The organism is Xanthomonas sp. F4 (genome assembly GCF_011761895.1).
Genome location: NZ_JAASQX010000002.1, coordinates 696,359 through 719,250 on the forward strand (window position 1 = coordinate 696,359; position 22,892 = coordinate 719,250).

Below are 22,892 nucleotides of genomic sequence, written 5' to 3' on the forward strand. Positions count from 1 at the left end.
CTCCGGCTGCAAGGAACCGCCTCGCTATAGTCGTTGCGGCGCCACGGTCGCCTTGGGAGGGGATATGCCGCTGCTTCACGCCTCATTGCGCCTGCGCCCGACGCAGCGCCTGCCATCGTGGCTGGCAACGCTGCTGCTGTGCATCGCCCCTGGACTGCAGGCCGCACCGCAGACCGTGGCCAGCATCGATTCGCCGGACAAGATCCTGCGCGTGTCCGTGCAACTGGACGACGGCCGCCCCAGCTATCGCGTGCAGCGCCTGGGCGAGCCGGTGATCGGCGAATCGCGGCTCGGCTTCCAGTTGCGCGATGGCAGCCTGGATCGCGACCTGGCGTTGCTGGACCAGCGCAGCCGCAGCGTCGACGAAACCTGGGAACAGCCCTGGGGCGAGCGCCGCTACGTACGCAATCACTACAACGAGCTGCGCGTGGACCTGGGCGAGCGCGGCGGCCGCCAGCGCCGCTTCGCGGTGGTGTTCCGCGTCTACGACGACGGGCTCGGCTTCCGCTACAGCTTTCCGCAGCAGGCGGGGATGCAGGAGGCGGTGATCGACGAGGAGCTCACCGAGTTCGACATCGTCCCCGACGCGACGGCCTGGTGGATTCCCGCCGGCGCTCCCATTCACTACGAATACCTGTACCGGCGCACGCCGCTGCGCGAAGTGCCGCTGGCGCACACGCCGTTCACCCTGCGCAGCCAGGACGGCCTGCACCTGGCCATCCACGAGGCGGCCCTGGTCGACTACGCCGGCATGTGGCTGCGCCGCGGCGAAGGCCAGCGCCTGCATGCGCAACTCTCGCCGTCGGCGGAGGGCTGGAAGGCCCGCCGTCGCCTGCCCTTCGACACGCCGTGGCGTACGCTGCAGATCAGCGACACCGCCGGCGGCCTGGTCGATTCCAACCTGATCCTCAACCTCAACGAACCCAACGCACTGGGCGACGTGAGCTGGGTGCACCCGGCCAAGTACATCGGCGTGTGGTGGTCGATGCACTTGAACCAGGAAACCTGGGCGCGCGGCCCCAAGCATGCCGCCACCACCGCCAATACCCGCCGCTACATCGACTTCGCCGCGGCGCACGGCTTCCGTGGCGTGCTGGTCGAAGGCTGGAACCCCGGCTGGGACGGCAACTGGGTCGGCAATGGGTACGACTTCGACTTCACCCGCGCCACCGCGGACTTCGACATCGCCGCGCTCAGCGCCTACGCGGCGAAGAAGGGCGTGCACCTGATCGGCCACCACGAGACCGGTTGCGCGGTGGAGCACTACGAGGACCAGCTCGATGCGGCGCTGGACCTGTATGCGCGGCTGGGCGTGGACACCTTCAAGACCGGCTACGTCTGCGACGACGGCCAGGTGGACCGGCGCAATCCGGCCGGCGGCCCGCTGTGGCGCGAATGGCACGATGGCCAGTTCATGGCCCGCCACCATCTCAAGGTGGTGCAGGAGGCGGCCAAGCGCCATCTGTCGGTCAATGCCCACGAGCCGATCAAGGACACCGGCCTGCGCCGCACCTACCCGAACTGGCTCTCGCGCGAAGGCGCACGTGGCATGGAGTACAACGCCTGGGGCGAGCCGCCGAATCCACCGGAGCACGAGGTCAATCTGGTGTTCACGCGGATGCTGGCCGGGCCGATGGACTACACGCCCGGCATCCTCAGCCTGAAGGGCCGCGGCGGACGCGCGATTCCGAGCACGCTGGCACGGCAGCTGGCACTGTATGTGACCCTGTACAGCCCGATCCAGATGGCGGCCGACCTGCCCGAACACTACCTGCAGCACCGCGACGCCTTCCGCTTCATCGAGGACCTGGCAGTGGACTGGGACGACAGCCGCGTGCTCGACGGCGAGATCGGCGATTACGTGACCATCGTGCGCAAGGACCGCCACAGCCGCGACTGGTTCCTCGGCAGCATCACCGACGAACACGGCCGCGTGCTGCCGATCGCGTTGGGCTTCCTCGAGCCGGGCGTGCGCTACCGCGCCGAGATCTACCGCGACGGCGATGCCGCCGACTACCAGCACAATCCGTTCGACTTCGTCCGCGAACAGCGCGAGGTCACCAGCCGCGACCAGTTGCAGCTGAAGCTGGCGCCCGGCGGCGGCCAGGCGATCCGTTTCGTTCCGCTGGATCCGGCGCCTGCATCTGCCGGCTCGGGTGCGCTGCGCTAACGGGGCCTCTTGGCGATGCAGTGCCGCCAGCGGTACAGCGGCGGCGACTGCGCTCTTTGCTTGGCCCTCTTGCCTGGCCCCTTCCTCGTGCGCCAGGCGTCGCGCCAGTGCGCACGAAAGGACAGCGCCGTTGCACGCGGCGTTGGCCTGGATCTGCCGCGCTATCAGCTCCATGGCCGGATAGGCCCACGCGTTCACGCAACCGCTACATCCCCTGCCTCATGGCACCCGAGCATCCACGACAGTCGACATCGGCTGCAGAGCGCAATGCACGTACCCAACGGCACCGGCTTAGCGCCAGGCGCACGACATCGCGATCCTGAAAGCGCTTCCAATGCGATGCAGGCCAGTGAATACGTATGCAGCGGGCGTTCGCGACGAAGCCGCGTGTCTACCATACAGCGCAATCGCGACACCGCCCTGCGGCTGCGCGACACGCATATCCGGCCGCCTCGCCGGTTCAGACATTCGCAAGACAACATTGCCTGGGAGGGGAAAATGTTGAACCACAAGCGCAACGCGCTGACGCTGGCGCTGGCCGTCGCGATGACGCCGATGCTGGCCGCCGCACAGTCCGATACCACCGCCGCCACGCCCAACAATCCGGTGACCGAACTGGACAAGGTCCAGGTGACCGGCATCCGCCGCGGCATCGAGAACGCCATCGCGATCAAGCAGGACTCGACGTCCATCGTCGAGGCGATCTCGGCCGAGGACATCGGCAAGCTGCCGGACGTGAGCATCGCCGAGTCGCTCGGCCGCCTGCCCGGCCTGGCCGCACAGCGCGTCGCCGGCCGTGCCCAGGTGATCAGCGTGCGTGGCCTGTCGCCCGACTTCGCCACCACCCTGCTCAACGGCCGCGAAGTGGTCAGCACCGGCGACAACCGCAGCGTCGAGTTCGACCAGTACCCCTCGGAACTGGTCAACGGCGTGACCGTGTACAAGACGCCCGATGCCGGCCTGGTCGGCCAGGGCCTGTCCGGCACCATCGACATGCAGACCGTGCGCCCGCTGAGCTTCCCGGACCGGGTGATCGCGATCAGCGGCCGCCTGCAGAAGAGCTCGCTCGGCAAGGCCGCCGACGTCGACGCCTTCGGCAATCGCTTCAGCGCCAGCTACATCGACCAGTTCCTGGACAACACCCTGGGCGTGTCGATCGGCTATGCCCACAGCGACATGCCGATCCAGGAGAACCAGGTCGGCCTGTATGAGCCGTGGACGACGCAGAACACCGACAGCGGCAGCCGTCCCGGCTTGGCCCCGGGCACCTACTTCTCCGACGGCATCAAGGCGCTGCGCCGCACCGGCAACAACAAGCGCGACGGCGTGATGGCGACCGTGCAGTTCCGTCCGTCCAGCAGTTGGACCAGCACCTTCGACGCGTTCCATACCGAAGCCGAGCAGATCGATACCGCCAATCAATTCGAGGTCAATCTCAGCAACTTCAATGGCGGCTACACGCCCGGCCTGCTGATCACCAATCCGCAGGTCGACGCCAGCGGCAGCTTCACCGGCGGCACCGCCAGCGGCGTGTATCCGCTGGTGCGCGGCATGTACAACAAGCGCAAGGACAAGATCGACGCGTTCGGCTGGAACAACGAGTTCAACCTCGGCAGCATGCGCCTGATGGCCGACCTCAACTACTCCAAGGCGACGCGCAAAGAACTGAACCTGGAAAACAACCTGCAGCTAGTGCCGATGCCGCAGTTGGACACCGTCGGCCTCGTGGTCAAGCCCAATGGCTTCTCGCAGATCACGCCCGGCCGCGACTACTCCGACCCGAACAGCCTGTTTCTGACCAACACCATCTACGGCTCCGGCTACGGCAAGGTGCCGGAGGTCGAGGACCGCCTGAAGGGTGGCCGCCTGGCGGCGACGCTACCGGCACCGCAGGCGCTGACCTGGTTCTCCGACATCGACGTGGGCGTCAACTACGCCGACCGGCGCAAGCAGAAGACCCAGGCCGAAGGCAACATCCTGCTCGGCGCGCAGGGCGACACCAACATCGCCAACGACCTGCAGTACGACCCGGTCAACCTTGGCTTCGCCGGCATCGGCACCATTCCGGCCTGGAACGTCCCGGCGGCGGTCTCGCGCTACATGAGCTTCAACCCGGTCACCAACCTGGACTATCTGATCCCGAAGTCCTGGACCGTGCAGGAGAAGATCACCACGGCCTGGCTGCGCGCCAACATCAACACCGACATCGGCGAGGTCGGCGTGCGCGGCAACATCGGTGTGCAGTTGCAGCACGCCGACCAGAGCTCGCAGTCCAGCTACTTCGACCAATCGCGTCCCGCCGGCCAGAACGTGCTGCCGATCGATGCCGGCAAGACCTACAACGACTGGCTGCCGAGCCTCAACCTGGCCTTCCTGTTCCCGCACCAGCAGACGCTGCGCTTCGCCGCTGCCAAGCAGGTGGCGCGGCCGCGCGTGGACCAGATGCGCGCCGGCCTGGACTTCGGCGTGGATACCTCCACCGGCAAGCCCGGCGGCAGCGGCGGCAATCCCCTGCTCGATCCGTGGCGTGCCAACGCGCTGGACCTGTCGTACGAGAAGTACTTCGGCGAGAAGGCCTATGTGGCCGCCGCGGTGTTCTACAAGGACCTGAAGAGCTACATCTACACGCAGTCGCGCGACGATTACGACTTTTCCGCCCTGCTCGCCAGCTATGTGCCCCCGCCGGGGATGACCGTACCGGTGCAGACCACCGGCACCTTCTCCTCGCCGCAGAACGGCAAGGGCGGCACCCTGCGCGGCCTGGAGCTGACCGCCTCGCTGCCGCTGGACATGCTCAGCGACAGCCTGCGCGGCTTCGGCGTGCAAGCCAGCGCCACCTTCAACGACAGCGATATCAAGATCGTCGATCCCGAGAGCGCCTCCAGCGTCGGCTCGGCGCCGATCGACCTGCCGGGCCTGTCCAAGCGCGTGTACAACCTCACCGCGTATTACGAGCACAACGGCTTCGAGGCGCGTGTCAGCCAGCGGCGCCGCTCGGACTTCATCGGCGAGATCGGCAACTTCAACGGCAACCGCACGCTGCGCTACGTGGTCGGCGAAAACGTCACCGACGCGCAGGTCAGCTATACCTTCGCCGATGGCAGCACCCTGGCCGGGCTGAGCCTGCTATTGCAGGCCAGCAACCTGACCAACTCGCCCTACCGCACGTATGCTGGCACCAAGGATCGCCCGCTGGAATACGTTGAATGGGGACGCACCTACATGCTGGGCGTGAACTACAAGTTCTGAGTCCCGCGTAAAGGCTGCAGACGACGCCCGCCGGCGCACCCGGCGGGCGTTTTCGTTGGGCGATTGTCGCTTGTGTTTGTGTCGAATGCTGCGGAGTGCGGGGAGGCAACACGATGAGATCAGGATCGCACGGGGCGGCAGGCGTTTTGTCGATTGCGATCAAACCGAGCGGTTTGGAGGGGCTCCGACCTTTTCGCCTGCGAGAAGAACCATACAAGGCGATCGTGCAGTAACTGATAGAAACCTCGCCTCGTCAACGAAGTTCCCAACAGAAAGCCGCGAAAGCGCGGAATGGCTCGCGTCGCTGGAAACGCTGTATCTCGGGAAAGCATAGGCCAATCCTCGAGCGTGCGAGGAAGCGTCATGCATGGACATTCAATGCTGAATTCCGAACCGACCGGCTGACCACACCACAGACGATGCATCATCGCCGACTCGATGCTACGGCAACTGATCGAGGTCAGCACCCCATCGTCAACGACGGATCTCAGCAGAGACGCTGCGAGACCGAGACTGGGGCCTCGCTGGCAAAAGCGGCGTTTCAGGTCACAAAGGTCGGCACGCAGACGTGCTGACCTTGCCGCGATTCCACTATCGCAGCGATGACGGCGGATTCGTAGCCGAGTAGCCGGCGGGATCGACAGCGCGGGGGGAGGCGGCCGTCTGTCGTGTGGAGCAACGAGGCAAGCCTCTGCGCTGACCTTGGTGCCAGGACCGCGCCATTGTCGGCGACGACGCGAGCGCTGACGACCGCACGCACCGGCTGCGAAAACGGCGCGATCACCGCAACATGCCTACAGACACTGGAATTCCGAATCGATCAGGGTCGTTCAATCGAGCGCCAACGCTGCCTCGGCACGCATAAGGCCCTATCCGCGACGCGATGCACACACCGGACTGTCTCTTCGCAGATAAACATCGTTTGCAGTGCCGCAGCCGATCACCGGCGATGCGGCACCTCCCTAGCCAGCAACTACCGACCCGCGCTCACGCGCCCTGCAGACACACCATCGCATAGCCGGGCAAACGCAGACGCTCGCCGACCGCGCCAGGCGCCACGCCCGGTACTTCCAGCACCTCCCAGGCGCCCTGCGGCACCGCCACGTCGACGGCTTCTGCAGACAGATTGAACGCCAGCAGCAGGGTTTGCGCGGCGTGGCGACGCTCGAACATCAGCACGGGCTCAGCCGTCTCGTGAAACACGATGTCGCCCTCGCGCAGCGCCGAATGGTGCTTGCGCCAGGCCAGGAACTCGCGGATCGCACGCAGGACCGACTGTGGATCGGCCTCCTGGGCCGCAACCGACTGTGCGCGATGCGCTGGCGCGATCGGCAACCAGGGCGTCCCGGTGCTGAAGCCGGCCTGTTCGCCGGCGTCCCATGGCAGCGGCGTCCGGCATCCATCGCGGCCCTTGAAGTTCGGCCAGAACGCGATGCCATAGGGATCCTGCAACGCCTCGAACGGCACCTCCGCCTCGCCCAGGCCCAACTCTTCGCCCTGGTAGACGCAGACCGAGCCACGCAGCGAGCACAGCATCGCGATCAGCAGGCGCGCGAAGGCCGGGGTCTCAGTACCCTGCCCCCAACGCGTCACTGCACGTTGCACGTCGTGATTGGAAATCGCCCAACACGGCCAGCCTTCGGTCATCGCCGCTTCCAGGCGCGACACCGTCTCGCGGATGTAGGCGGCGCTGAAATCGTCGGTCAGCAATTCGAAGCTGTAGCCCATGTGCAGGTGACCGGCCCGGGTGTACTCGGCCGTGGTCGCCAGCGAATCTTCCGACGAGATCTCGCCCAGACTCACTGTCCCCGGATAGCGGTCGAGCAGACTGCGCAGCTTCTGCAGGAACGGGAGATTCTCCGCCTGCGTGTTGTTGTAGTAGTGGTATTGGAAGGCGTAGGGATTGTCCGGGCTGAAGCCGCGGCCGACCCGCTTTTCCGGCGGCTTGGGCGGATTGTCGCGCAGCTGCGGATCGTGGAAGCAGAAATTGATCGCATCCAGCCGGAAGCCGTCCACGCCGCGCGCCAGCCAGAACTCCACGTTGTCCAGCGTCGCCTGCTGCACTTGCGGATTGTGGAAGTTCAGATCCGGCTGCGAGGCCAGGAAGTTGTGCAGATAGTACTGACCGCGGCGCGGCTCCCACTGCCACGCCACACCACCGAAGATCGACAGCCAGTTGTTCGGCGGCGTCCCATCCTCGCGCGCATCGGCCCACACGTACCAATCGGCCTTTGGATTGTCGCGGCTCTGCCGGCTCTCCTTGAACCAGTCGTGCTCCACCGAGGTATGGCTGAGCACCTGGTCGATCATCACCTTCAGGCCCAGCGCATGCGCCTTGGCCAGCAGTGCATCGAAGTCGGCCATCGTGCCGAACAGCGGATCGACCTCGCGGTAATCGGCGATGTCGTAGCCGAAATCGGCCATCGGCGATTTGAAGAACGGCGAGATCCAGATCGCATCCACGCCCAATGCCGCGATGTAATCCAGCTTGCGCACGATGCCCGGCAGGTCGCCGATACCGTCGCCGTTGGCGTCGAGGAAGCTACGCGGGTAGATCTGATAGATGACGGCACCGCGCCACCATGGAGCCTGAGACATGCAACGCCCCCCTTCGGGCAGAGATCGCGCGTGCGACGGGCACGCGAAACGCTGCGCTAGAGTAGCGTTGATGCAGGAATTTCAACGGTGCTTGCATACGTATTCAGCACTGCGCCGCTAACGACCTCGATCGCCAGTGTTGGCGACCATATCTTCTCGACATCCCTGATCGCCAATGGCCAATTCGGCTCAGCCGAGCAAAAACACCTAACCAAGCATGTCCACGCTTAGTGTTCCGTTGGCGACATATTTGCCGGCTTTTTCCCCTTCCAACTACCGGAATTCAAAGCACGCGGGCAGACACGCTGATACTGCACGAGCGAATCGTAGTCCTGCGGCGTCCAGGGCTTTCCATACGGATCCTCCGGCTGGCAGTAGGGCATCCTCATGTAAGCTCCGGTATAGGGAGGCAGCGGCATCCAACACTTGCCCGGGTCCTTCTGGCCCTCGGTACAAAACACGAACGGATCGTCGTTCCGATAGCGAAGATGCTCCTGGGGCGATTGAGCCATCGCACTCCAAACCGTGAAACACAGTATCACCAGCAGCAACTTTTTCATGGACTTGCTCCCTTCAAAAATTTCGTCCCGATACTCGTCGTCTTCGACGACTACGCAACCCATCAAATCTGCCAAAACCGGATTGTTGTTACCCTTATCGATCCTCTCGAGCGCACTCCTGCAGCCATCATAGCTTTGGTACGCCACCTAAAAAACCGGGTGAAAAATTCAACCCTTCAAAAAGACTAGAATTTCTTAAAAACAGGCTCTGAACAATCGCTATAAATCACAGAGCATCCAGAGCCACCATTCTTCTTACATATATCCACGGCCGCCGATTTCGCTGTTGCCAAATCCGCCCTACCCGCAATTCCTCCCTGAATCGGACCGCTACTTGGCGATGAGACAGCAATACACTGATTTCGATATGTAAAGGTTACGACACATCCCTTGTAACCAGCGGACTTGCACTGATCCAACGCGTCATCTTCCGCCTGCTCTTTCGATAGCATTCTGGATGATGCCCAGGCCTCTTCCTTGCTATCGGCATTGACAATAGCCCCCCATGTTTTAATCCATTCCCCTGTCGGCCTCGGCGGAGGGGCAGACATCTCATCATCAGGGAAGCACTGTGCACTTCCAGCCTGAGCCCCAACAGGACAACGCGTTTGCGAATTCGCGACGCATGCGTATCCCAGAAGCAAAAAAGCCAACAAGACACGCAAAATCATCCTCCTCTGGGCGCATCACTCTTGCGATGCATTGCTGAGCCAAATCGGAAGTGACATAGTAGCCTAGATTAACATCAAGCCTGGCAGCATAAAAAACTCAGGCTTCTGAACACGCAAACGGGTTGCCAGTCGAATACCAGCCACCTGGCCGAACACAATAGATACCTGAATGGGACGTCCAAATATCACGCCAAAACAAAGCCCTAATACTTTCTAAAAACAGGATCCGTACACTCGTTTACCTTAATTTTACACTGATGCCCAACCATCTCATTCTCACAATCAACGACAGCCAACTTCACTGCCTCATCAATAGTCTTCCCTGTACGAAAAAAGCCACCCGCACTACCCACCGGATATGCGAGAGCAACGCATTGATTGTAGTAGACGAAGTTAACCTTACATTGACCGGCACCAGTCGCTCTGCAGTTCTGAAGAGCAACATTTTCAGCATCCGCCTTGGACAATTGCCCTGAACTTACCCCACCCTCCCCATCTGGGGCACTAGCAATGCCACCCCATGTTTTAATCCATTCCCCCGTAGGACGAGCAGATGAGGAGCTTTCTTCATCCGGGAGACACTGAGCGCTTCCCGCTTGCGCCCCAACCGGACAACGCGTTTGGGCACACAGAGTTGCTGGAAGAAAAGCTCCAAAAAAAAATATAGAAAGGCTACGCATCGAAATACCACACATTTCGATCCTATGATGCGTGGAAACATCAATTTCAAAATCGACGACTGTTCTCATGACCCCACCCACCATACCGCAGTCCAGATCGTCCGCACCAACCAGTCACCATCTGGTGGTTACTCTACTGAGCTGGAAACGTCTAACGCAACGTCAAAAGCTTTCTTACCATCATAACTAGACATCAAAACTTCCTGAAGAATGGCTCAGTGCAGTCAGAAAATTTCACTTCACACTGTCGCCCTCCTCTTTGCTGACAATCAGCAGACGCAGCACTCTTCGCTATAGACTCGTTCTTCGCCCTGGAAATTGATAGTCCTACCTTATCGGGCGAACCGACAACCGCCACACATTGATTAAAATAAGTCGAATCAATATGACAATCAGGAGCACCGGTAGCCTGGCATCTACCTAAAGCATCACTGATGGCATCATCCTTGGAGAATTTCCCTTTGGAGGTCCATGCTCCGTGTGCCGTATTTGAGCTAACCAATGCCCCCCAAGTTTTAATCCACTCACCGGTGGGGCGTGGAGGCGCCTCACCCGCTTCATCCGGAAGACATTGTGCGCTCCCAGCCTGCGCACCCACTGGACAACGGGTTTGGCCAAACACCCCCAAAGAAACTAAAGAAAATGTCAAAAATGAAATAAATCCAAATATCTTCCTATTCATAATCAACCATTGTTTCCGTATGCACTACGATTCCCACGTTCAGCACATGACTCTGATCTTCGGCGCTGTCATACCTTACCGCGGGATTATCCAAAACGGCCGGATGCAAAAAATTGGCCTTTCAGAAAGGCTGGCATTTCTTAAAAGCAGACCCTGAACAATCGCTGTAAATCACAAAGCATCCAGAGCCACCATTTTTCTTACATATATCCAAATCTACCAACTTTGCTTTCCCCAAATCCACCCTGCCTATTATACCACCCTCAGTCACATCATTGTATTACGATGCAATAGCCACACACCGACCCGACATGTGAAGTTACAGTACACCTCTCTTACTAGCAAACTTAACTAATTCAACGCATCAAATTCTACCGGCTCTTTTAGCTCTACAACGTTGCGTTATCGCGCGAATTATTCTGCATTCGCACAAGATAAAGCCACGAGTGGCGCATATAAAATTCATTAAACACTGCAAAATATAATTAATATTTCTTAAAGACCGGCCTAGAGCATTCAGATATCGCAACTTTACATTCAGCCTTAGCGGAGGTCTCGCACTTTGATTTGGCCAGGCTAACCGCCTCTTTAACCGTCGCAGCGCTGTAAAATATGCCGCCATTTCCACCAGGCGGATATACTAAAGCAACGCACTGATTGTAATACACAAACTCAACAGTGCAGTTTTTCACGCCAGCATTTTTACAATTCTGCAAGGCAACGCTCTGGGCCTCGTCTTTTGAAAAGCGACCTGAACTCACTCCGCCGTTGCCACTTGGCGAGGTTGCAATGGCGCCCCATGTCTTAATCCATTCGCCCGCAGGGCGTGAGGGTGCGGAAGCTTCATCGTCAGGAAGACATTGCGCGCTTCCTGCTTGCGCTCCTACAGGACAACGTGTCTGTGCGAATGCAGTGCCACCGAAATTCAAAAGAAGAAAAAAACCAGCAGCCAACTCAACTTTCTTGAAATTCATATCATGATCTCCCATCAGCCTAGTTGGAGATCCTAGGCGTTAGGCTTATTTGCTTGACCTAACCAACCCGGCTGCTGGCTAGGTGAAGTCGTCTGTGCTCCAGAAAAAGTACCACCTGTATTATTCATAGCCACATCTTGGTTTTGTGTGGTGCTGCTTACAGGCGGCTGCGGCGTATAGGGCCTACCACTAGCGGGATCACGCCCAATCTGCCCAAACGCAGAATAGGCACTGAACTGGCCCAGAGTACCCTGGAAGAACGAAGCCGCCATCGGTGGCGCCGTGATGATCAATGTGCTCAGTACCAAGCCGATCCCACCCTGCTGCAAGGACATGCTGGTCACGCCCTCGCTCGAGCCATTCGACGCTGCCCAAGCCGCGATGAACCCCGATGCCACCGCCGTCGTCACCTTCGTCGAAAGCGCAACGGTGAACGTCAGGACGGACAAGGAGAACACCGTTCCGATCCCGTACAGGAGCCACCTCTGGAACAAGGACTTCGTGGCATCGAATAGCAGACACAGGATGAACAACGGCCCAAAACCAACGAACAGCGCCATCGCCAACTTGTTCAACAAGAGCAACGACCCACCGACGATCGCCGGGCCCGCCATGCCGATTCCCGTGAACATGCGCGCGCGATCCTTCTCGCTCTGGCGCTCCGGATCGCCGGCCGTATTGATCTGGTCGATAACCGTCATGCCGACCTGCATGAGCGCCAGGTTCTTGTCGATTTCCTTGTAGGGACTCTGCGTGCTCCCGGTGACCGTATTCACGATCGCGCTGCTCAACCCATCGGTGAGCCGCCAATAAAGACTATTGGTGTCGCCCTCTCCTGCAGGGTTGCTCGCCGACACCATGCTCATCGCCGCACCGACGATCAACGCCGAACGCAGCGACGTCACAACCAGATCCATCGCGAATTCACGCGACTGGCCGGTCGCGACGCGGTAACCCTTGTAGAGCACCCACAATGTCAGCGCGCTCATCGCCGTTACCGATACCCACCAGGACATGCGCATCAGCAGCGACCATTGGAAGTAGTCGATCTCGTCGCGCAAGAAGTCGTTGATGCGGGTGAATACTAAATAATTCCCCAAATCCGTTAAAAAATTCATAAAAACTCCATCGCGCGGGCGCCCGCATCACCAAGCATCGTTGCCACAAACCGACCTCTTAAAACTGGATGACTTACAAGTTAATCGTCGATACTCAACTTATGGATCTTGCCGTCCGACTTGATCGCCTGCAGCGCGCCTAGCACCACTGCACCGCCAACTGCCTTACTCGCAATATCGCCAAGACCGCTCCAACCCGGAAACAAGCCACCGCCCCCGGTATCCGTTGCCGATGGCGCCGTCTGGCCAGTCATGGCCGCCTTGGCTCCGGCGGACTGCACTTGGGTCAGGAACGCGAGCCGCTTCTCGTAGGCGAACATGGCCGATTCCGTCTGCTGGCGATCGATATCCATCAGCGTTTTGAGCGCAATCAGCTTGTTGGTATTGTCTTCCAGCAAGCCAATCTGCTCGGGCTTGATGTTCTGACGCTCGTTCTCGATATCGCGCAGCCGCTGCAAGCGTTTCTCGGTGATGTCGTACATGGCTACCATGTAGTTGTACTGCGAATTGCGCGTGCGCTGAATGAGCTCGCACGTCTTTTGCTGCTCGCTGGAAACGGGCGTGCCGGATGTCGTGCTGGCACAGGTTGAAACACCGTAATTGTCGTCAACCTTCTGGAGCTTCTCCTTTGGCTTGTCGACCTCTTCGCCGCTGGGCTTCTCCCCAGTACTTTTGCCAATGAGACTGGACTTGTAGATATCATCGAGCTTGTCGTGGAGTTTTTCGGTATTTTTCCCGTTTTCGTCGATTTGCTTGTTGTCAATCACTTCCCATTGCGCGAACGCCGTCGCCGGCAGCAACCCCAGCAAGGCAACCGCACCAACAATGCGAATACGGGTGAAGGCTTTCGTCATCTTGTTCATAAACACCTCAACACAGATCTTTTAGAAAAACCGCCATGCGTGATGGACGAAACGGTCAGGTGACCGCTGCAGCCCCGCGATTGTCCGAAGACATCGACCTCGCCGGACCTGATTTTCCGGACCCCTTGCGCTTCGCGTAGAACTCGCTCAACCACTGTTCTGGCGTCAGGTCGTCCGGCGCGACACCGTGCTCCTTGGCCTTGCGCTCCAGCACCTGGTGCATGATTTCGATATTGTCGGTCGACGCCGAGATGACCGACAGGGCGTCGTCCATGCCGCGCAGATTGAGCTGGCACACCGACGACCCATGCCCCTGTTTGACCAGGAAGCAGCGCGAGCGCTCGTCCAAGCTGACCACGACCTGGTACTCCGCGTCGGTGAGCTTGAGGCCGTCCATGTAGTCTTCTTTGCTGGCGTTGGGATTGGGCAGCAGGATCATGGTCGCAGTCTGCTCGACCAGCGCCGCGGAGATATCGCTGGCGAGCGCATCCTCCGGGCTCTGGGTGGCGAAGATGCCCAGGCCATTCTGCTTACGAATGGTCTTCTGCTTGTTCTTGGCGAATTCCTTGAGGCCGCCCTTGCCGTCGAGGATCTTCCAGAACTCGTCCATTACGTAGATCAGCGGCCGACCATCAATCAGGGCCTCCAGCCGATGCAGCAGGTAGTTGATGACCGGAACGCGCACTTCCGGGTTGTCGATGACGTCGGTGTAGTCGAAGCCGATGATGCTGGCCTTTTCCAGATCGATCGTATCGACCGGGTTGTCGAACACCCAGCCGTGCGAGTTGCCAGCGGTCCACTTGCGCATACGCGCATACAGGCCGTCGTCGCCCATGTTGGGCAGGCTCTTGCGGAAGTTGGTCATGCTGCGCAGGTGCATGGGCGTATCGAGCATGCCTTCCACGCCGCGGAAGATGTCTTCCTCCTCGCGCGAGGTGTACTCGATCTTGCCGGCCAGGACCTTGATCAGGTCGGCCAGGAACTGCACGTTCGCTTCGGTGCGCTCGCACTGGAACGGGTTGAAGCCGGTGGGCTTGCCGTTCTCCAGCGCCAGGTAGTTGCCGCCACAGGCGCGCACGAAGATCTCGGCGCCGCGATCCTTGTCGAAGAAGAAGATGGTCGGGATCGGGTCGAACTTCTGCACCTGGCTGAGCAGGAAGTTGATCAACGCGGTCTTGCCGGTACCGGACTTGCCGATCACCATGGTATTGGCGATCGCTTTCTCGCCCAACGAGTTCTCCGCCGGATGCGTGGCGTGGAAATTGAAGTAGTAAGGCTGGCCGTTGGTGGTCTGCAACGTAGTGACGCACTCGCCCCACGGATTGTTGTCGCGCTTGCCCTGGGCGAAGTTGTGCAGCGGCGACAGGCCAAGGAAGTTCAACGAACTGACATTGGCCAAACGCGTGCGATAGCGCCAGTTGCCGGGCAACTGCGCGTAAAAAGAGGATGCGACCGCCAGATCTTCTTTGGTCGAGACGAAACCGGCATTGGAAAGCTCCGCGCGCGTGGTCGCCACCTGCTGCGCGAGCTTTTCCTGCGTCTCGGCATAGACGGCGATGGTGAAGTGGTATTCGCCCAACACGAAATTGCCCGACGACAGCTGATCCATCGCCAGGTCGAGTTCGTGGATCTGGCTGACCGCCTTGTCGCCGGAGGACACCATCATGCCCTTGGTGCGATCGAGCACCTTCAGCGCATCGTGCCGCCCCATCGGGCTGAAGGAGTGCGTCACCACGTACTCGAAGTCGAGATACTTCAAGCCATTGAGAATGCCGGGATAGGTCCCGTCGGTGTATTCCTTGATGTTCAGAATGGCGCCGAAATGATTGACGCCCTCCGGGGTCTTGATCACGAAGTCGCCGGTCTTGTTGGCGAACATGTGCTTGCTGACCGGCAGATAGGCGGGTACTGGCGCCTGCAGCACCGGTACCGGCTCGTCGATGCGGTTGATCAGATAGCCGAAGAACTCCAGGGCCTCGGAAAACACCACACCATTGCTGGCCTCATACATGCTCAGCCGATAGGGCGAGTAGTCCTTCAGCACGGCTTCGACGTTGCCGGCAAGCTCGAGCACCTTGGCGATCGCCTGGTCCTGCTCGGACTGCAACTGCGCAATGTTCGACGACTTGTCCATGAGACGCTTACCCGTGACCACAGGGCGATAGATCATGGTCATGTACAGCTCGTTCTGCATGATCTTCTGCGAAGACAAGGTGCCGTAGTACTGGTCCGACAGGTCCTGGTTGAACGCCTGCTTGAACTTATTGGCGTTCTTGATGCGGCGGCGGCGGCGCACGTCGTGCACCCAAAAGGCCACGTTGGCGAAATCCGGGGCACGCAGCGTCTGCAGCATGCGATTGAAGGTGTTGTGCCGGTGTTCAATCTCCCACTCTTCGCGGCCCACGAACGGAAGCCCGCCCAAGTGCCAGATCAGCATGAAATCTCCTCCCGTCGTCTTCAGCACGGACGGCGCCACATGCGTGGAGATGGAGATGAACTCGCTAATCGAAGTATCCGGGATGAACATAATGAAGTGACTCAGAATCCGTTTCGTCTTGCCAAGGCCCGGGGCATATGCTCCGGGAACCGCCGACCACGCTCGCAACCGCAACGCACGCCGACACGAAAAACCGAACAACCCCATGCACAACAGAGGTGTCGTGCATGGGGTCGAGACCCGGCACCCGGTTCCAAGCTAGCGCTTGGCGCCCGGCACCTCTTTCCTGTACTCATTCGGCGAGAACACCCACATGCCGGAATAGCGCTGCAGGTTGCGCACGCGCATCCTCATCATCCAGCGCAACCCGAGCATGCGGAAGATCATCTCGTCCCGCTTGGTCATCTGCTGCATGACGAAGACGACGATGGGAATGAGCAGCAGCAGGCGCATGTCGAAATAGATACCCATCAGGAAGCCACCGCCCGCGCCGATGAAGAACGGGATGTAGGGCACCCCGAAAAACATCGCCGGCCGGGTGCAGCCCCGGAAAAGTACATTCTTATGCATAGTGCAATACGTGCTGGATGAACTGGATGCTCGCGGACGCGGCGGTGCCGTCGCAATTTCCAGCATCCTTGCCGATCAGCATCTTCGCCAACTGACCAGCCGCACCGATCAACACGCCACCGAGCAGCACCGGCGCCACTTCCGCCACCCGCTTGTGCGCGAACGCAATCTGGTAGCCGGCAAAGATGACCGCGATGGTCACCACCAGGACGGACGCCATGTTCAAGATGCCGTTGGTATTATTGAGGAAGCCGCAGACCTTGGTATCGGTACCCGCATAGCCGTTGGTACCGCCGGCCATCGCAACACCGGAGGCAAACACGGCCGCGGTAAACAACGCCGCCTTCATTGCCGCCATGCCGACGATCTTGGCGTTCGAATTCACTTCACTTTTCTTGAACATCATGAGTATCTCCTTGACTGGGAAACAGGGGGTAAAGCCATTTGCATGGCCGAGTTACTGCATCTGGCTAGAATACGAAGGCTCCGTCGCCAGGCGTCGGCGACGGCGTACTTGTGCCAGGAACGGCCGCTCCCGCCACGGCCTGCGGTGCGTAAGCGGGAACGTGCGAAGCGGGGGTCGCTCCGCCACCTGCAGGAACCGCCACTCCTTTGCCGGCGCCTGTCGGTCGTATCACATAGAGATCAGAGTCCGCGGCAGCCTGCGGCGTCGACGCCGCAGTGCCCACAATCGCCGCCTGCTGCGCTGGCGCTGCAATGGACGCCTGGGGAATCATCGGTGGCTGGCCCTGCGCAGTGAGGTCACCGGCAAGTCTATTCGCCGCCGCGTCAATACGCCGCGACACGATGGAATCCACTTCGCGCACTGCGGCCGCCTTCGCCGAGTCGGTGACCACGCGGCGCACGTTCCCTGCCGGGATGACCGGGATCGCGCCTGCGGTGGACACGGCGAGCGCCCTGCCCTGGTTGATCGACGCATAGATCTTCTGCACGTAGCCGTGCCGATATCCGGTCTCGAAGTTGCCGGAGTAGTAGCAACTGAACGACTTGCCCCAGTTGCCACCGGAGCGGCTGTAGCACTCGGCCAGGATCTTGGACGCGGCCTGCAGATTCGGACAGGTCTTGAACGCCTTTTCGTAGCTATCCAGACCGTACTTGATCAAGTTGTAGCGGTTGACCTGCCCGAGGCCGAGGGAAAAATTGTAGCCCTTCTCTTCCAGCATCCGCGCGGTGGCGACGGCTTCGGGCAGGTTCTGCGGCTGGCGCACCAGGCGTCCGCCGACCACACCGATCGCGAACGGATTGTGCGACGACTCGACGCGCACAACGTGCTGCATGACTTCAGCCGGAACCGCCATTTCGGGACAGCTCAGTAGTTCCATGCCTGGCAACATGCCGTGGTTACTCCTTATGCATCGACTTCCCCGGCAACTCGTCCGGAATGCCGCAGATGTCGCAAATCAATCGTGTTGGAAGAAAAATTCAAAGTCAATCGGCGTGGTTTCGCCTTATCACTTCAATGAACATATTCACCCTCCACCCGAATGCATGCGCTCCGGATCGAAATCGATACCGGTGATATAGCGCCGGCCCGCATGCGATTTGATATGGACAACGATGTCGATGGTCATCATCAGCAACCGTTTGATGACGGCGAACTCCAGGCCCGAGCCCTCGGCCGATGCCTTGACCATCAACGCCAGCTGGTCCCAGGTCTGCCCGATGCTGCCAGCATGGCAACTGGTGATGGAACCCGGATGACCGGAGGCGCAGTTGCGGATGAAGTAGAACGACTCGTCGCCGCGCAACTCGGCCAGGATGATGCGGTCCGGCTTCATGCGCAGGCATGCTTCCATGCAGCTCTTCGCGGTGACATTGCTCGTGCTTTGTCCACCTTTCGAATAGAGCAAATGCACGGAATTGGGCTGGCTGATGAAGAGCTCGCGCGCATCTTCGATCGTCACCAGCCGCTCTTCGTGCGGGATGTGATTGACCAGCGACTTCATGAAGGTGGTCTTGCCGCTGCCGGTGGCGCCGGCGACGACGACGTTCTTCTTGAACAGCACCGCCTTCTTGAAGAACTCGGCGTAATCGCGCTGCCGACGCAGCTCGAGCAACTCGCGATCCTGGTCGCTGAGCCCCGACTGCACCTCCAGGATCTCCTGGAAGAAGCCGTCTTCCTTGTACTGCTCCAGCGTCTTGGTGTGCTTGGACGGCAGCCGGATGGTGATCGACACCTTGCCGGCGTCGCAAGCTGGCGGAATCACGAACTGCGCGCGCTGCCCGGTGGGAAAGGTCAACGACACCACCGGATCGGCGTCGGTGATGCGTTGACCGGTATTGCTCTCGTTGACCACCGCCGTGCAGAACTGCCGCGCGCGATCGAAGGTCAGCGACGGAATGTCCATCCGCTGCCAGCCGCGCAGCGTCTCCAGGTACAGCTCGCCGGGACGGTTGATGCAGATTTCCGTCACTTCCGGCGAGTTCAGGTAATCCAGGATGCCCAGCACCGAGTACTGGTAATCCAGGAAATCCGTGGAGATCTGCGCGGTCGGAGAGTCGTCGAAGGTCACGTCGGTGTCTCGTTCTCGGTCAACGCGGCAACACGGCCGTGAAGTCGACGTCCTTGGCCACGTAGACGTTCACGATGGTGCCCTGGTTGATGGTCACGGTGGCGGGACGCCGGCGATCCAGTGCCTGATCGGCCAGACGCTGGACGGACTGCGCAGTATTGCTTTCGAACGGCTGCTCGGTGACCACGCCGGAATTGATGCCGGTGGTCGTGGTCTTGGGGCCGTGCTCGGCCGCCGCCCACTTGAAGGCATCGCTCAGCATGCTGATCATCAGCGCGGACGATATCCGGCTCGCCCAGTGTGCATTGTACTGGCCCGGATGGCCGGAACTGCCGAGATTGTCGACACCAGGGCCAACCAGAGTCACATCGATGCCGGTCGGCGTGGTGATGCGATCCCAGACCACCTGCATGCGCGGGCCGGTCGGCTCTGCAGCGCCGTACTGACCAAGGATCTTCGACCCCTTAGGCAGCAACAGGCGCCTGCCGTTGATGGAGTAGACCGGCTCGGTGATGATGCAGGAGGTGAAGCCCGGGAAGTCGGTGATGATCCGGGTCTCCAGCACGCAGCGAATATACGTGCCGCGTACCAGCAAACCATCCGGATTGGCGATCGGCTTTGCCGACGTTACCTGATCCTGCGGCACGCCGCCCTGCTCCTGCCCCTGCGGCATGCCGCCGATGCCCTGACCACCGCCAGTATCCTGCTGCAGGCCAGCCATGCGCCGCTCCAGCAACGACGGCCCCCGCTCCTGCCGAGACGGCTGCATCGAGGGGTCATTATCGGTGGGCATCGGCGGCAACGGCGGCAGGCTCGGCTGTTCGGCCAGCGGCACCGGCTCGGCCGGCTGCACTGGCGGCGGCGCGGCAGTCTGTGGCAACGCAGGCGCCACCACCGCTTCCTGACGCGGCTTTGGCGGCGGCTCGGGCGTGCTGCTGCCGCTCACCAGCCAGAAGATCGCCAGGATCAGCAGCGCGGCGATACCGGCCAGGAACACCAGCGCCTTGCGATTGAGCTTCTTCAGGTCGCTGGAGCGCAGCACCGGCTCATTGGCGTCCAGATCCGGATCGGCAGTCTGCTGCTGGCGAGCGAAATAGGGATTCTCGCGCGGCGCATCGTCCGCATGCGGGGAACGCGGCTGACCGTTGTCGCGGCCGTAGTTTTCGTCAGACGGGGGTAGATTCGAGTTCACTTTTGCTTGTTCCTACGCAAGCCGACAACATTCTTGCCGTGGCGGATGACCAGGAAGGGATAGGTCCCGTGGACAATCAGGGTATTGCCCTCGACTGTGGTATTGACCAGGAAATCCTCATCGCTTTCTTTCTCGCGACCGAACACGGCCGGGAAATTGCCTGTCGGGAAACGCGTCAGATCCATTTTGATGTAGGTGAACTTGCCATCGTCATAGACGCTGCTCGGCACGATCCACGCCTGCTTGGAACGCGTGGAATAGTCGTAGTCGAAGTAGTAATGGCGGTCCTTGGTCAGCCGCGTATCCAGTTGCGACTCATCCTTCACTTCGTCGCTCGCTGCGGCAAAGCTGGTGTCCTTCGGATAGGTGAAGGTCACCTTGTACTGCACGCCAGCCTGCTTGGCCTGCTCCAGCCGCTGCCAATCCGTCGCCACTACCTTCAATTCCAGGATGTAGGAATGGGTGGCGGTGCGGATCATCATGTTGGTGTCGACGTCGACGTTCTTCGGCTTCAGATAGAAGACGTTCTCGCGACGGCTGAGCTCCCAGCCACTGGTGAAACCGGTGCTGTAATCGAGAATCTTTTCGTTCGGGCTCAGTTCGATCTGGGTGGTGATGCCCAAGCCGGTACGTACCTGATAGATCTTGTCAGGCTCGTACTCGTACTGCTGGACCACCTGGGCCGACGCGATCGGCGCAAACAGGCCCAGAGCCAGCAACGCGATATGCGCCGCACCGGTTTTCGTCAGGAAACTCATCGAACGTTCGCTCCATTACCATTGTGCTGAGGTGCAGCGTTGGGTGCAGGAGGGGCCGCAGCAGGCTGTGCCCCCGGATAGACGGGCGCGCTCCCCGGATTCGCCACCGGTGCCTGCTGCGGGGCAGGCATCGTGCCGCCAGCCGGGGCCGCCGCCGGCTGGCCAGGCACCTGCTGCATCGGTATTTGTCCAGCCGCTCCCGGCATCTGACCGGCTGGCGGCTGCTGGACCGCACCCGCTGCAGGCGCCTGAACGGCCGGCGACGGCGGAACCGGCATGCCTGAATAATCGTTGTCGACCCGGTAATCAGTTACTTGAAAACCCAGTGGATTCTGAACCCGCAGATCCTCGTCCATGGCCAGGTTGTTGTTGTAACGGAAACCGAGAATGGCGAACTTATTGTCAAGAAAAGTGGATTGACCGGTTCTCTTGTCGTAGATGCTGCGCTGGAAGCGCACATTAGCGCCCGTATATGGCTTTCCGCCGCCGCCAAGCAGGTTAATACTCAAAATCTTCACCCGGATGGATCGGGTCTTACCATAGATATAGTAAGGTGCCGAGGGATTACTGGGTGCGTGAAGACTGAAGTACTCCGCCCCGACCCCGGTATCCCGCGGCGCCATCGAGAACACCAGATTCCAGTCGTTGAGCCCCATCATCTCGGAATCGTAGGACTCGCGCGCGGTAATAAAACGTGAGACGTTGCTCTTGGCCAACGCTTCGCTATTGGTGATGCTGCGAACGTCGCCGACATCACGCAACACCGATACCGTGGAATTGCCGGTGTACGCATCCGCCATCACCAGGTACGGCACCTTCTCCTTCAACGGCAGCATGTAGTAATACCCGCCGCCGAGCAGCAGGCACATGATGATGGCGCCGAACGCGACCCACCACGCACGGCGCTCGCTGCGGCGCGCCAGATCAGCAATGCTGATTTCGTAGTTGACCGCCTTCGCTACCGCTTTGTTAACGTTTTCGCTTTCGACCGGCTTTTTACCGAACATCAGACTTCACCAGGTTTCGTAATGTGGCTGCGGGCGTACAGCGCGTATGCCCGCGGTGAGGTCACTTCGCGCTGCCGCTGGCCGCCGGCGCACCGCTCAGCGACGACGACGGCTGCACCAGGATGCGATTGCCCGCGGCGGTCACGCTCAGCCCTTCCTGCGCATAGACCACGCTCAGCTCGGCGACCGCCTGCTGGATGCTGGTGGTGTTGATCTTGGCGACCGGTGCGTACAACGTGTAATCGGACTGGATGCCGTAGGACAGCTGCATGTTCGAGTCCTTGGCCCAGCGCTCGAGCATCGTCTTCAGCGTGCCGTCCATCGGGATCGCCTGGTACACGTACGACGAGTACAGCGGGATCTCCATGGTCGACTCGGAGAAACGATTGACCGGCTTCCACTTGCCGCGGAAGTCGGGTGCCGGCCTGGTTGCGCAGGCGCTAAACAGCGCGACGGCACTCAACGTAACGATGAGCCGAAACATATGCGTTCTTTTCACGCGAGCCTCTGAATTGCGGAAACGTATTGAGAGCGGACGGCGCACAGGCGGCCCGCTACTGGATGGCGAAGTTCGACGCGACGACGCCACGCGCGCATCGCGAGAAGGAAGGCGCCGGGAACGGCGCGGGCACAGACCTGCTGCGGGCAACGGAGGACTCCCGAGGCCGCGCGACCAGCGCCGAAGAAAACGGAATTTGACAGCAAACCTTCCATGTCACCCCTTACGTGCGCCTGTTCGGCCCACGCCCCTGTTCCTGTTTCTCTTACCAACGCGCCGCCATACTCGCGAGAATGTGCCGCAGGGGCATGCTCACGTCAAGCATTTGGC

The 22,892-nt window shown here is 60.5% G+C and carries 20 protein-coding genes; 3 read left to right on the top strand and 17 right to left on the bottom strand.

Translation table 11 applies throughout. From position 1 onward, the window contains the following. Positions 1–64: 64 nt before the first annotated feature. Positions 65–2,170 carry a glycoside hydrolase family 97 protein gene (locus FHR66_RS10940; protein WP_160967328.1) on the top strand — a complete coding sequence of 702 codons (2,106 nt, stop codon included), beginning with the start codon at positions 65–67 and terminating at the stop codon, positions 2,168–2,170. Between the two features lie 498 nt (positions 2,171–2,668). After that, positions 2,669–5,419 carry a TonB-dependent receptor gene (locus FHR66_RS10945; RefSeq protein WP_160967327.1) on the top strand — a complete coding sequence of 917 codons (2,751 nt, stop codon included), beginning with the start codon at positions 2,669–2,671 and terminating at the stop codon, positions 5,417–5,419. A gap of 987 nt (positions 5,420–6,406) precedes the next feature. Here the strand turns inward: FHR66_RS10945 and FHR66_RS10950 are convergent. The 17 genes from FHR66_RS10950 to FHR66_RS11030 form a co-directional block, all read right to left on the bottom strand. Beyond that, positions 6,407–8,017 (bottom strand): alpha-glucosidase, encoded by a 1,611-nt coding sequence (locus FHR66_RS10950; RefSeq protein WP_160967326.1) that lies wholly within the window; start codon positions 8,015–8,017, stop codon positions 6,407–6,409. Between the two features lie 227 nt (positions 8,018–8,244). Beyond that, positions 8,245–8,577 (bottom strand): hypothetical protein, encoded by a 333-nt coding sequence (locus FHR66_RS10955; RefSeq protein ID WP_160967325.1) that lies wholly within the window; start codon positions 8,575–8,577, stop codon positions 8,245–8,247. Positions 8,578–8,762: 185 nt separating this feature from the next. After that, positions 8,763–9,248 (bottom strand): DUF4189 domain-containing protein, encoded by a 486-nt coding sequence (locus FHR66_RS10960; protein WP_456361748.1) that lies wholly within the window; start codon positions 9,246–9,248, stop codon positions 8,763–8,765. Positions 9,249–9,451: 203 nt separating this feature from the next. Further along, positions 9,452–9,997 (bottom strand): DUF4189 domain-containing protein, encoded by a 546-nt coding sequence (locus FHR66_RS10965; RefSeq protein ID WP_160967323.1) that lies wholly within the window; start codon positions 9,995–9,997, stop codon positions 9,452–9,454. 124 nt (positions 9,998–10,121) lie between these two features. Beyond that, positions 10,122–10,610 carry a DUF4189 domain-containing protein gene (locus tag FHR66_RS10970; protein ID WP_160967321.1) on the bottom strand — a complete coding sequence of 163 codons (489 nt, stop codon included), beginning with the start codon at positions 10,608–10,610 and terminating at the stop codon, positions 10,122–10,124. A gap of 485 nt (positions 10,611–11,095) precedes the next feature. Then, positions 11,096–11,584 (bottom strand): DUF4189 domain-containing protein, encoded by a 489-nt coding sequence (locus FHR66_RS10975; protein WP_160967319.1) that lies wholly within the window; start codon positions 11,582–11,584, stop codon positions 11,096–11,098. 32 nt (positions 11,585–11,616) lie between these two features. Next, positions 11,617–12,702, bottom strand: coding sequence for a type IV secretion system protein (locus FHR66_RS10980; RefSeq protein WP_160967318.1), 1,086 nt, complete (start codon positions 12,700–12,702; stop codon positions 11,617–11,619). Between the two features lie 80 nt (positions 12,703–12,782). Further along, positions 12,783–13,556 (bottom strand): hypothetical protein, encoded by a 774-nt coding sequence (locus FHR66_RS10985; protein WP_160967419.1) that lies wholly within the window; start codon positions 13,554–13,556, stop codon positions 12,783–12,785. A gap of 64 nt (positions 13,557–13,620) precedes the next feature. Then, on the bottom strand, positions 13,621–16,092 hold the full coding sequence (locus tag FHR66_RS10990; protein ID WP_160967417.1) for a VirB4 family type IV secretion/conjugal transfer ATPase: 2,472 nt from the start codon (positions 16,090–16,092) through the stop codon (positions 13,621–13,623). A gap of 168 nt (positions 16,093–16,260) precedes the next feature. Then, the gene (locus FHR66_RS10995) at positions 16,261–16,572 is read right to left on the bottom strand and encodes a type IV secretion system protein VirB3 (protein WP_160967317.1); all 312 of its coding nucleotides are present in this window, start codon (positions 16,570–16,572) and stop codon (positions 16,261–16,263) included. Then, positions 16,565–16,975 carry a TrbC/VirB2 family protein gene (locus FHR66_RS11000; RefSeq protein WP_160967415.1) on the bottom strand — a complete coding sequence of 137 codons (411 nt, stop codon included), beginning with the start codon at positions 16,973–16,975 and terminating at the stop codon, positions 16,565–16,567. The genes FHR66_RS10995 and FHR66_RS11000 overlap by 8 nt, the downstream gene beginning before the upstream one ends. A 67-nt stretch (positions 16,976–17,042) precedes the next feature. Next, positions 17,043–17,927 carry a transglycosylase SLT domain-containing protein gene (locus FHR66_RS11005; protein ID WP_160967316.1) on the bottom strand — a complete coding sequence of 295 codons (885 nt, stop codon included), beginning with the start codon at positions 17,925–17,927 and terminating at the stop codon, positions 17,043–17,045. Between the two features lie 135 nt (positions 17,928–18,062). Further along, positions 18,063–19,106 (bottom strand): P-type DNA transfer ATPase VirB11, encoded by a 1,044-nt coding sequence (gene virB11 / locus FHR66_RS11010; protein WP_160967315.1) that lies wholly within the window; start codon positions 19,104–19,106, stop codon positions 18,063–18,065. Positions 19,107–19,125: 19 nt separating this feature from the next. After that, positions 19,126–20,298: a TrbI/VirB10 family protein gene (locus FHR66_RS11015; protein ID WP_160967314.1), complete on the bottom strand. Its 1,173-nt coding sequence runs from the start codon at positions 20,296–20,298 to the stop codon at positions 19,126–19,128. Beyond that, complete coding sequence (locus FHR66_RS11020) at positions 20,295–21,056, bottom strand: TrbG/VirB9 family P-type conjugative transfer protein (RefSeq protein WP_160967313.1); 762 nt, start codon at positions 21,054–21,056, stop codon at positions 20,295–20,297. Before FHR66_RS11020 ends, FHR66_RS11015 begins: the two co-directional genes overlap by 4 nt. Further along, positions 21,053–22,063: a virB8 family protein gene (locus FHR66_RS11025; protein ID WP_160967312.1), complete on the bottom strand. Its 1,011-nt coding sequence runs from the start codon at positions 22,061–22,063 to the stop codon at positions 21,053–21,055. Before FHR66_RS11025 ends, FHR66_RS11020 begins: the two co-directional genes overlap by 4 nt. A gap of 61 nt (positions 22,064–22,124) precedes the next feature. Beyond that, entirely contained in the window at positions 22,125–22,547 is a 423-nt protein-coding gene (locus FHR66_RS11030) for a hypothetical protein (protein WP_160967311.1), read from the bottom strand. 77 nt (positions 22,548–22,624) lie between these two features. Between FHR66_RS11030 and FHR66_RS11035 the strand changes: the two genes are divergently transcribed. Beyond that, positions 22,625–22,762, top strand: coding sequence for a hypothetical protein (locus tag FHR66_RS11035; RefSeq protein WP_160967310.1), 138 nt, complete (start codon positions 22,625–22,627; stop codon positions 22,760–22,762). Positions 22,763–22,892 lie beyond the last annotated feature (130 nt).

Bases quoted from the DNA above. Each gene is read 5' to 3' on its own strand.
- FHR66_RS10940 (WP_160967328.1), top strand. From the start codon at position 65: ATGCCGCTGCTTCACGCCTCATTGCGCCTGCGCCCGACGCAGCGCCTG.
- FHR66_RS10945 (WP_160967327.1), top strand. From the start codon at position 2,669: ATGTTGAACCACAAGCGCAACGCGCTGACGCTGGCGCTGGCCGTCGCG.
- FHR66_RS10950 (WP_160967326.1), bottom strand. From the start codon at position 8,017: ATGTCTCAGGCTCCATGGTGGCGCGGTGCCGTCATCTATCAGATCTAC.
- FHR66_RS10955 (WP_160967325.1), bottom strand. From the start codon at position 8,577: ATGAAAAAGTTGCTGCTGGTGATACTGTGTTTCACGGTTTGGAGTGCG.
- FHR66_RS10960 (WP_456361748.1), bottom strand. From the start codon at position 9,248: ATGATTTTGCGTGTCTTGTTGGCTTTTTTGCTTCTGGGATACGCATGC.
- FHR66_RS10965 (WP_160967323.1), bottom strand. From the start codon at position 9,997: ATGAGAACAGTCGTCGATTTTGAAATTGATGTTTCCACGCATCATAGG.
- FHR66_RS10970 (WP_160967321.1), bottom strand. From the start codon at position 10,610: ATGAATAGGAAGATATTTGGATTTATTTCATTTTTGACATTTTCTTTA.
- FHR66_RS10975 (WP_160967319.1), bottom strand. From the start codon at position 11,584: ATGAATTTCAAGAAAGTTGAGTTGGCTGCTGGTTTTTTTCTTCTTTTG.
- FHR66_RS10980 (WP_160967318.1), bottom strand. From the start codon at position 12,702: ATGAATTTTTTAACGGATTTGGGGAATTATTTAGTATTCACCCGCATC.
- FHR66_RS10985 (WP_160967419.1), bottom strand. From the start codon at position 13,556: ATGACGAAAGCCTTCACCCGTATTCGCATTGTTGGTGCGGTTGCCTTG.
- FHR66_RS10990 (WP_160967417.1), bottom strand. From the start codon at position 16,092: ATGTTCATCCCGGATACTTCGATTAGCGAGTTCATCTCCATCTCCACG.
- FHR66_RS10995 (WP_160967317.1), bottom strand. From the start codon at position 16,572: ATGCATAAGAATGTACTTTTCCGGGGCTGCACCCGGCCGGCGATGTTT.
- FHR66_RS11000 (WP_160967415.1), bottom strand. From the start codon at position 16,975: ATGTTCAAGAAAAGTGAAGTGAATTCGAACGCCAAGATCGTCGGCATG.
- FHR66_RS11005 (WP_160967316.1), bottom strand. From the start codon at position 17,927: ATGTTGCCAGGCATGGAACTACTGAGCTGTCCCGAAATGGCGGTTCCG.
- FHR66_RS11020 (WP_160967313.1), bottom strand. From the start codon at position 21,056: ATGAGTTTCCTGACGAAAACCGGTGCGGCGCATATCGCGTTGCTGGCT.
- FHR66_RS11025 (WP_160967312.1), bottom strand. From the start codon at position 22,063: ATGTTCGGTAAAAAGCCGGTCGAAAGCGAAAACGTTAACAAAGCGGTA.
- FHR66_RS11030 (WP_160967311.1), bottom strand. From the start codon at position 22,547: ATGTTTCGGCTCATCGTTACGTTGAGTGCCGTCGCGCTGTTTAGCGCC.
- FHR66_RS11035 (WP_160967310.1), top strand. From the start codon at position 22,625: ATGGCGAAGTTCGACGCGACGACGCCACGCGCGCATCGCGAGAAGGAA.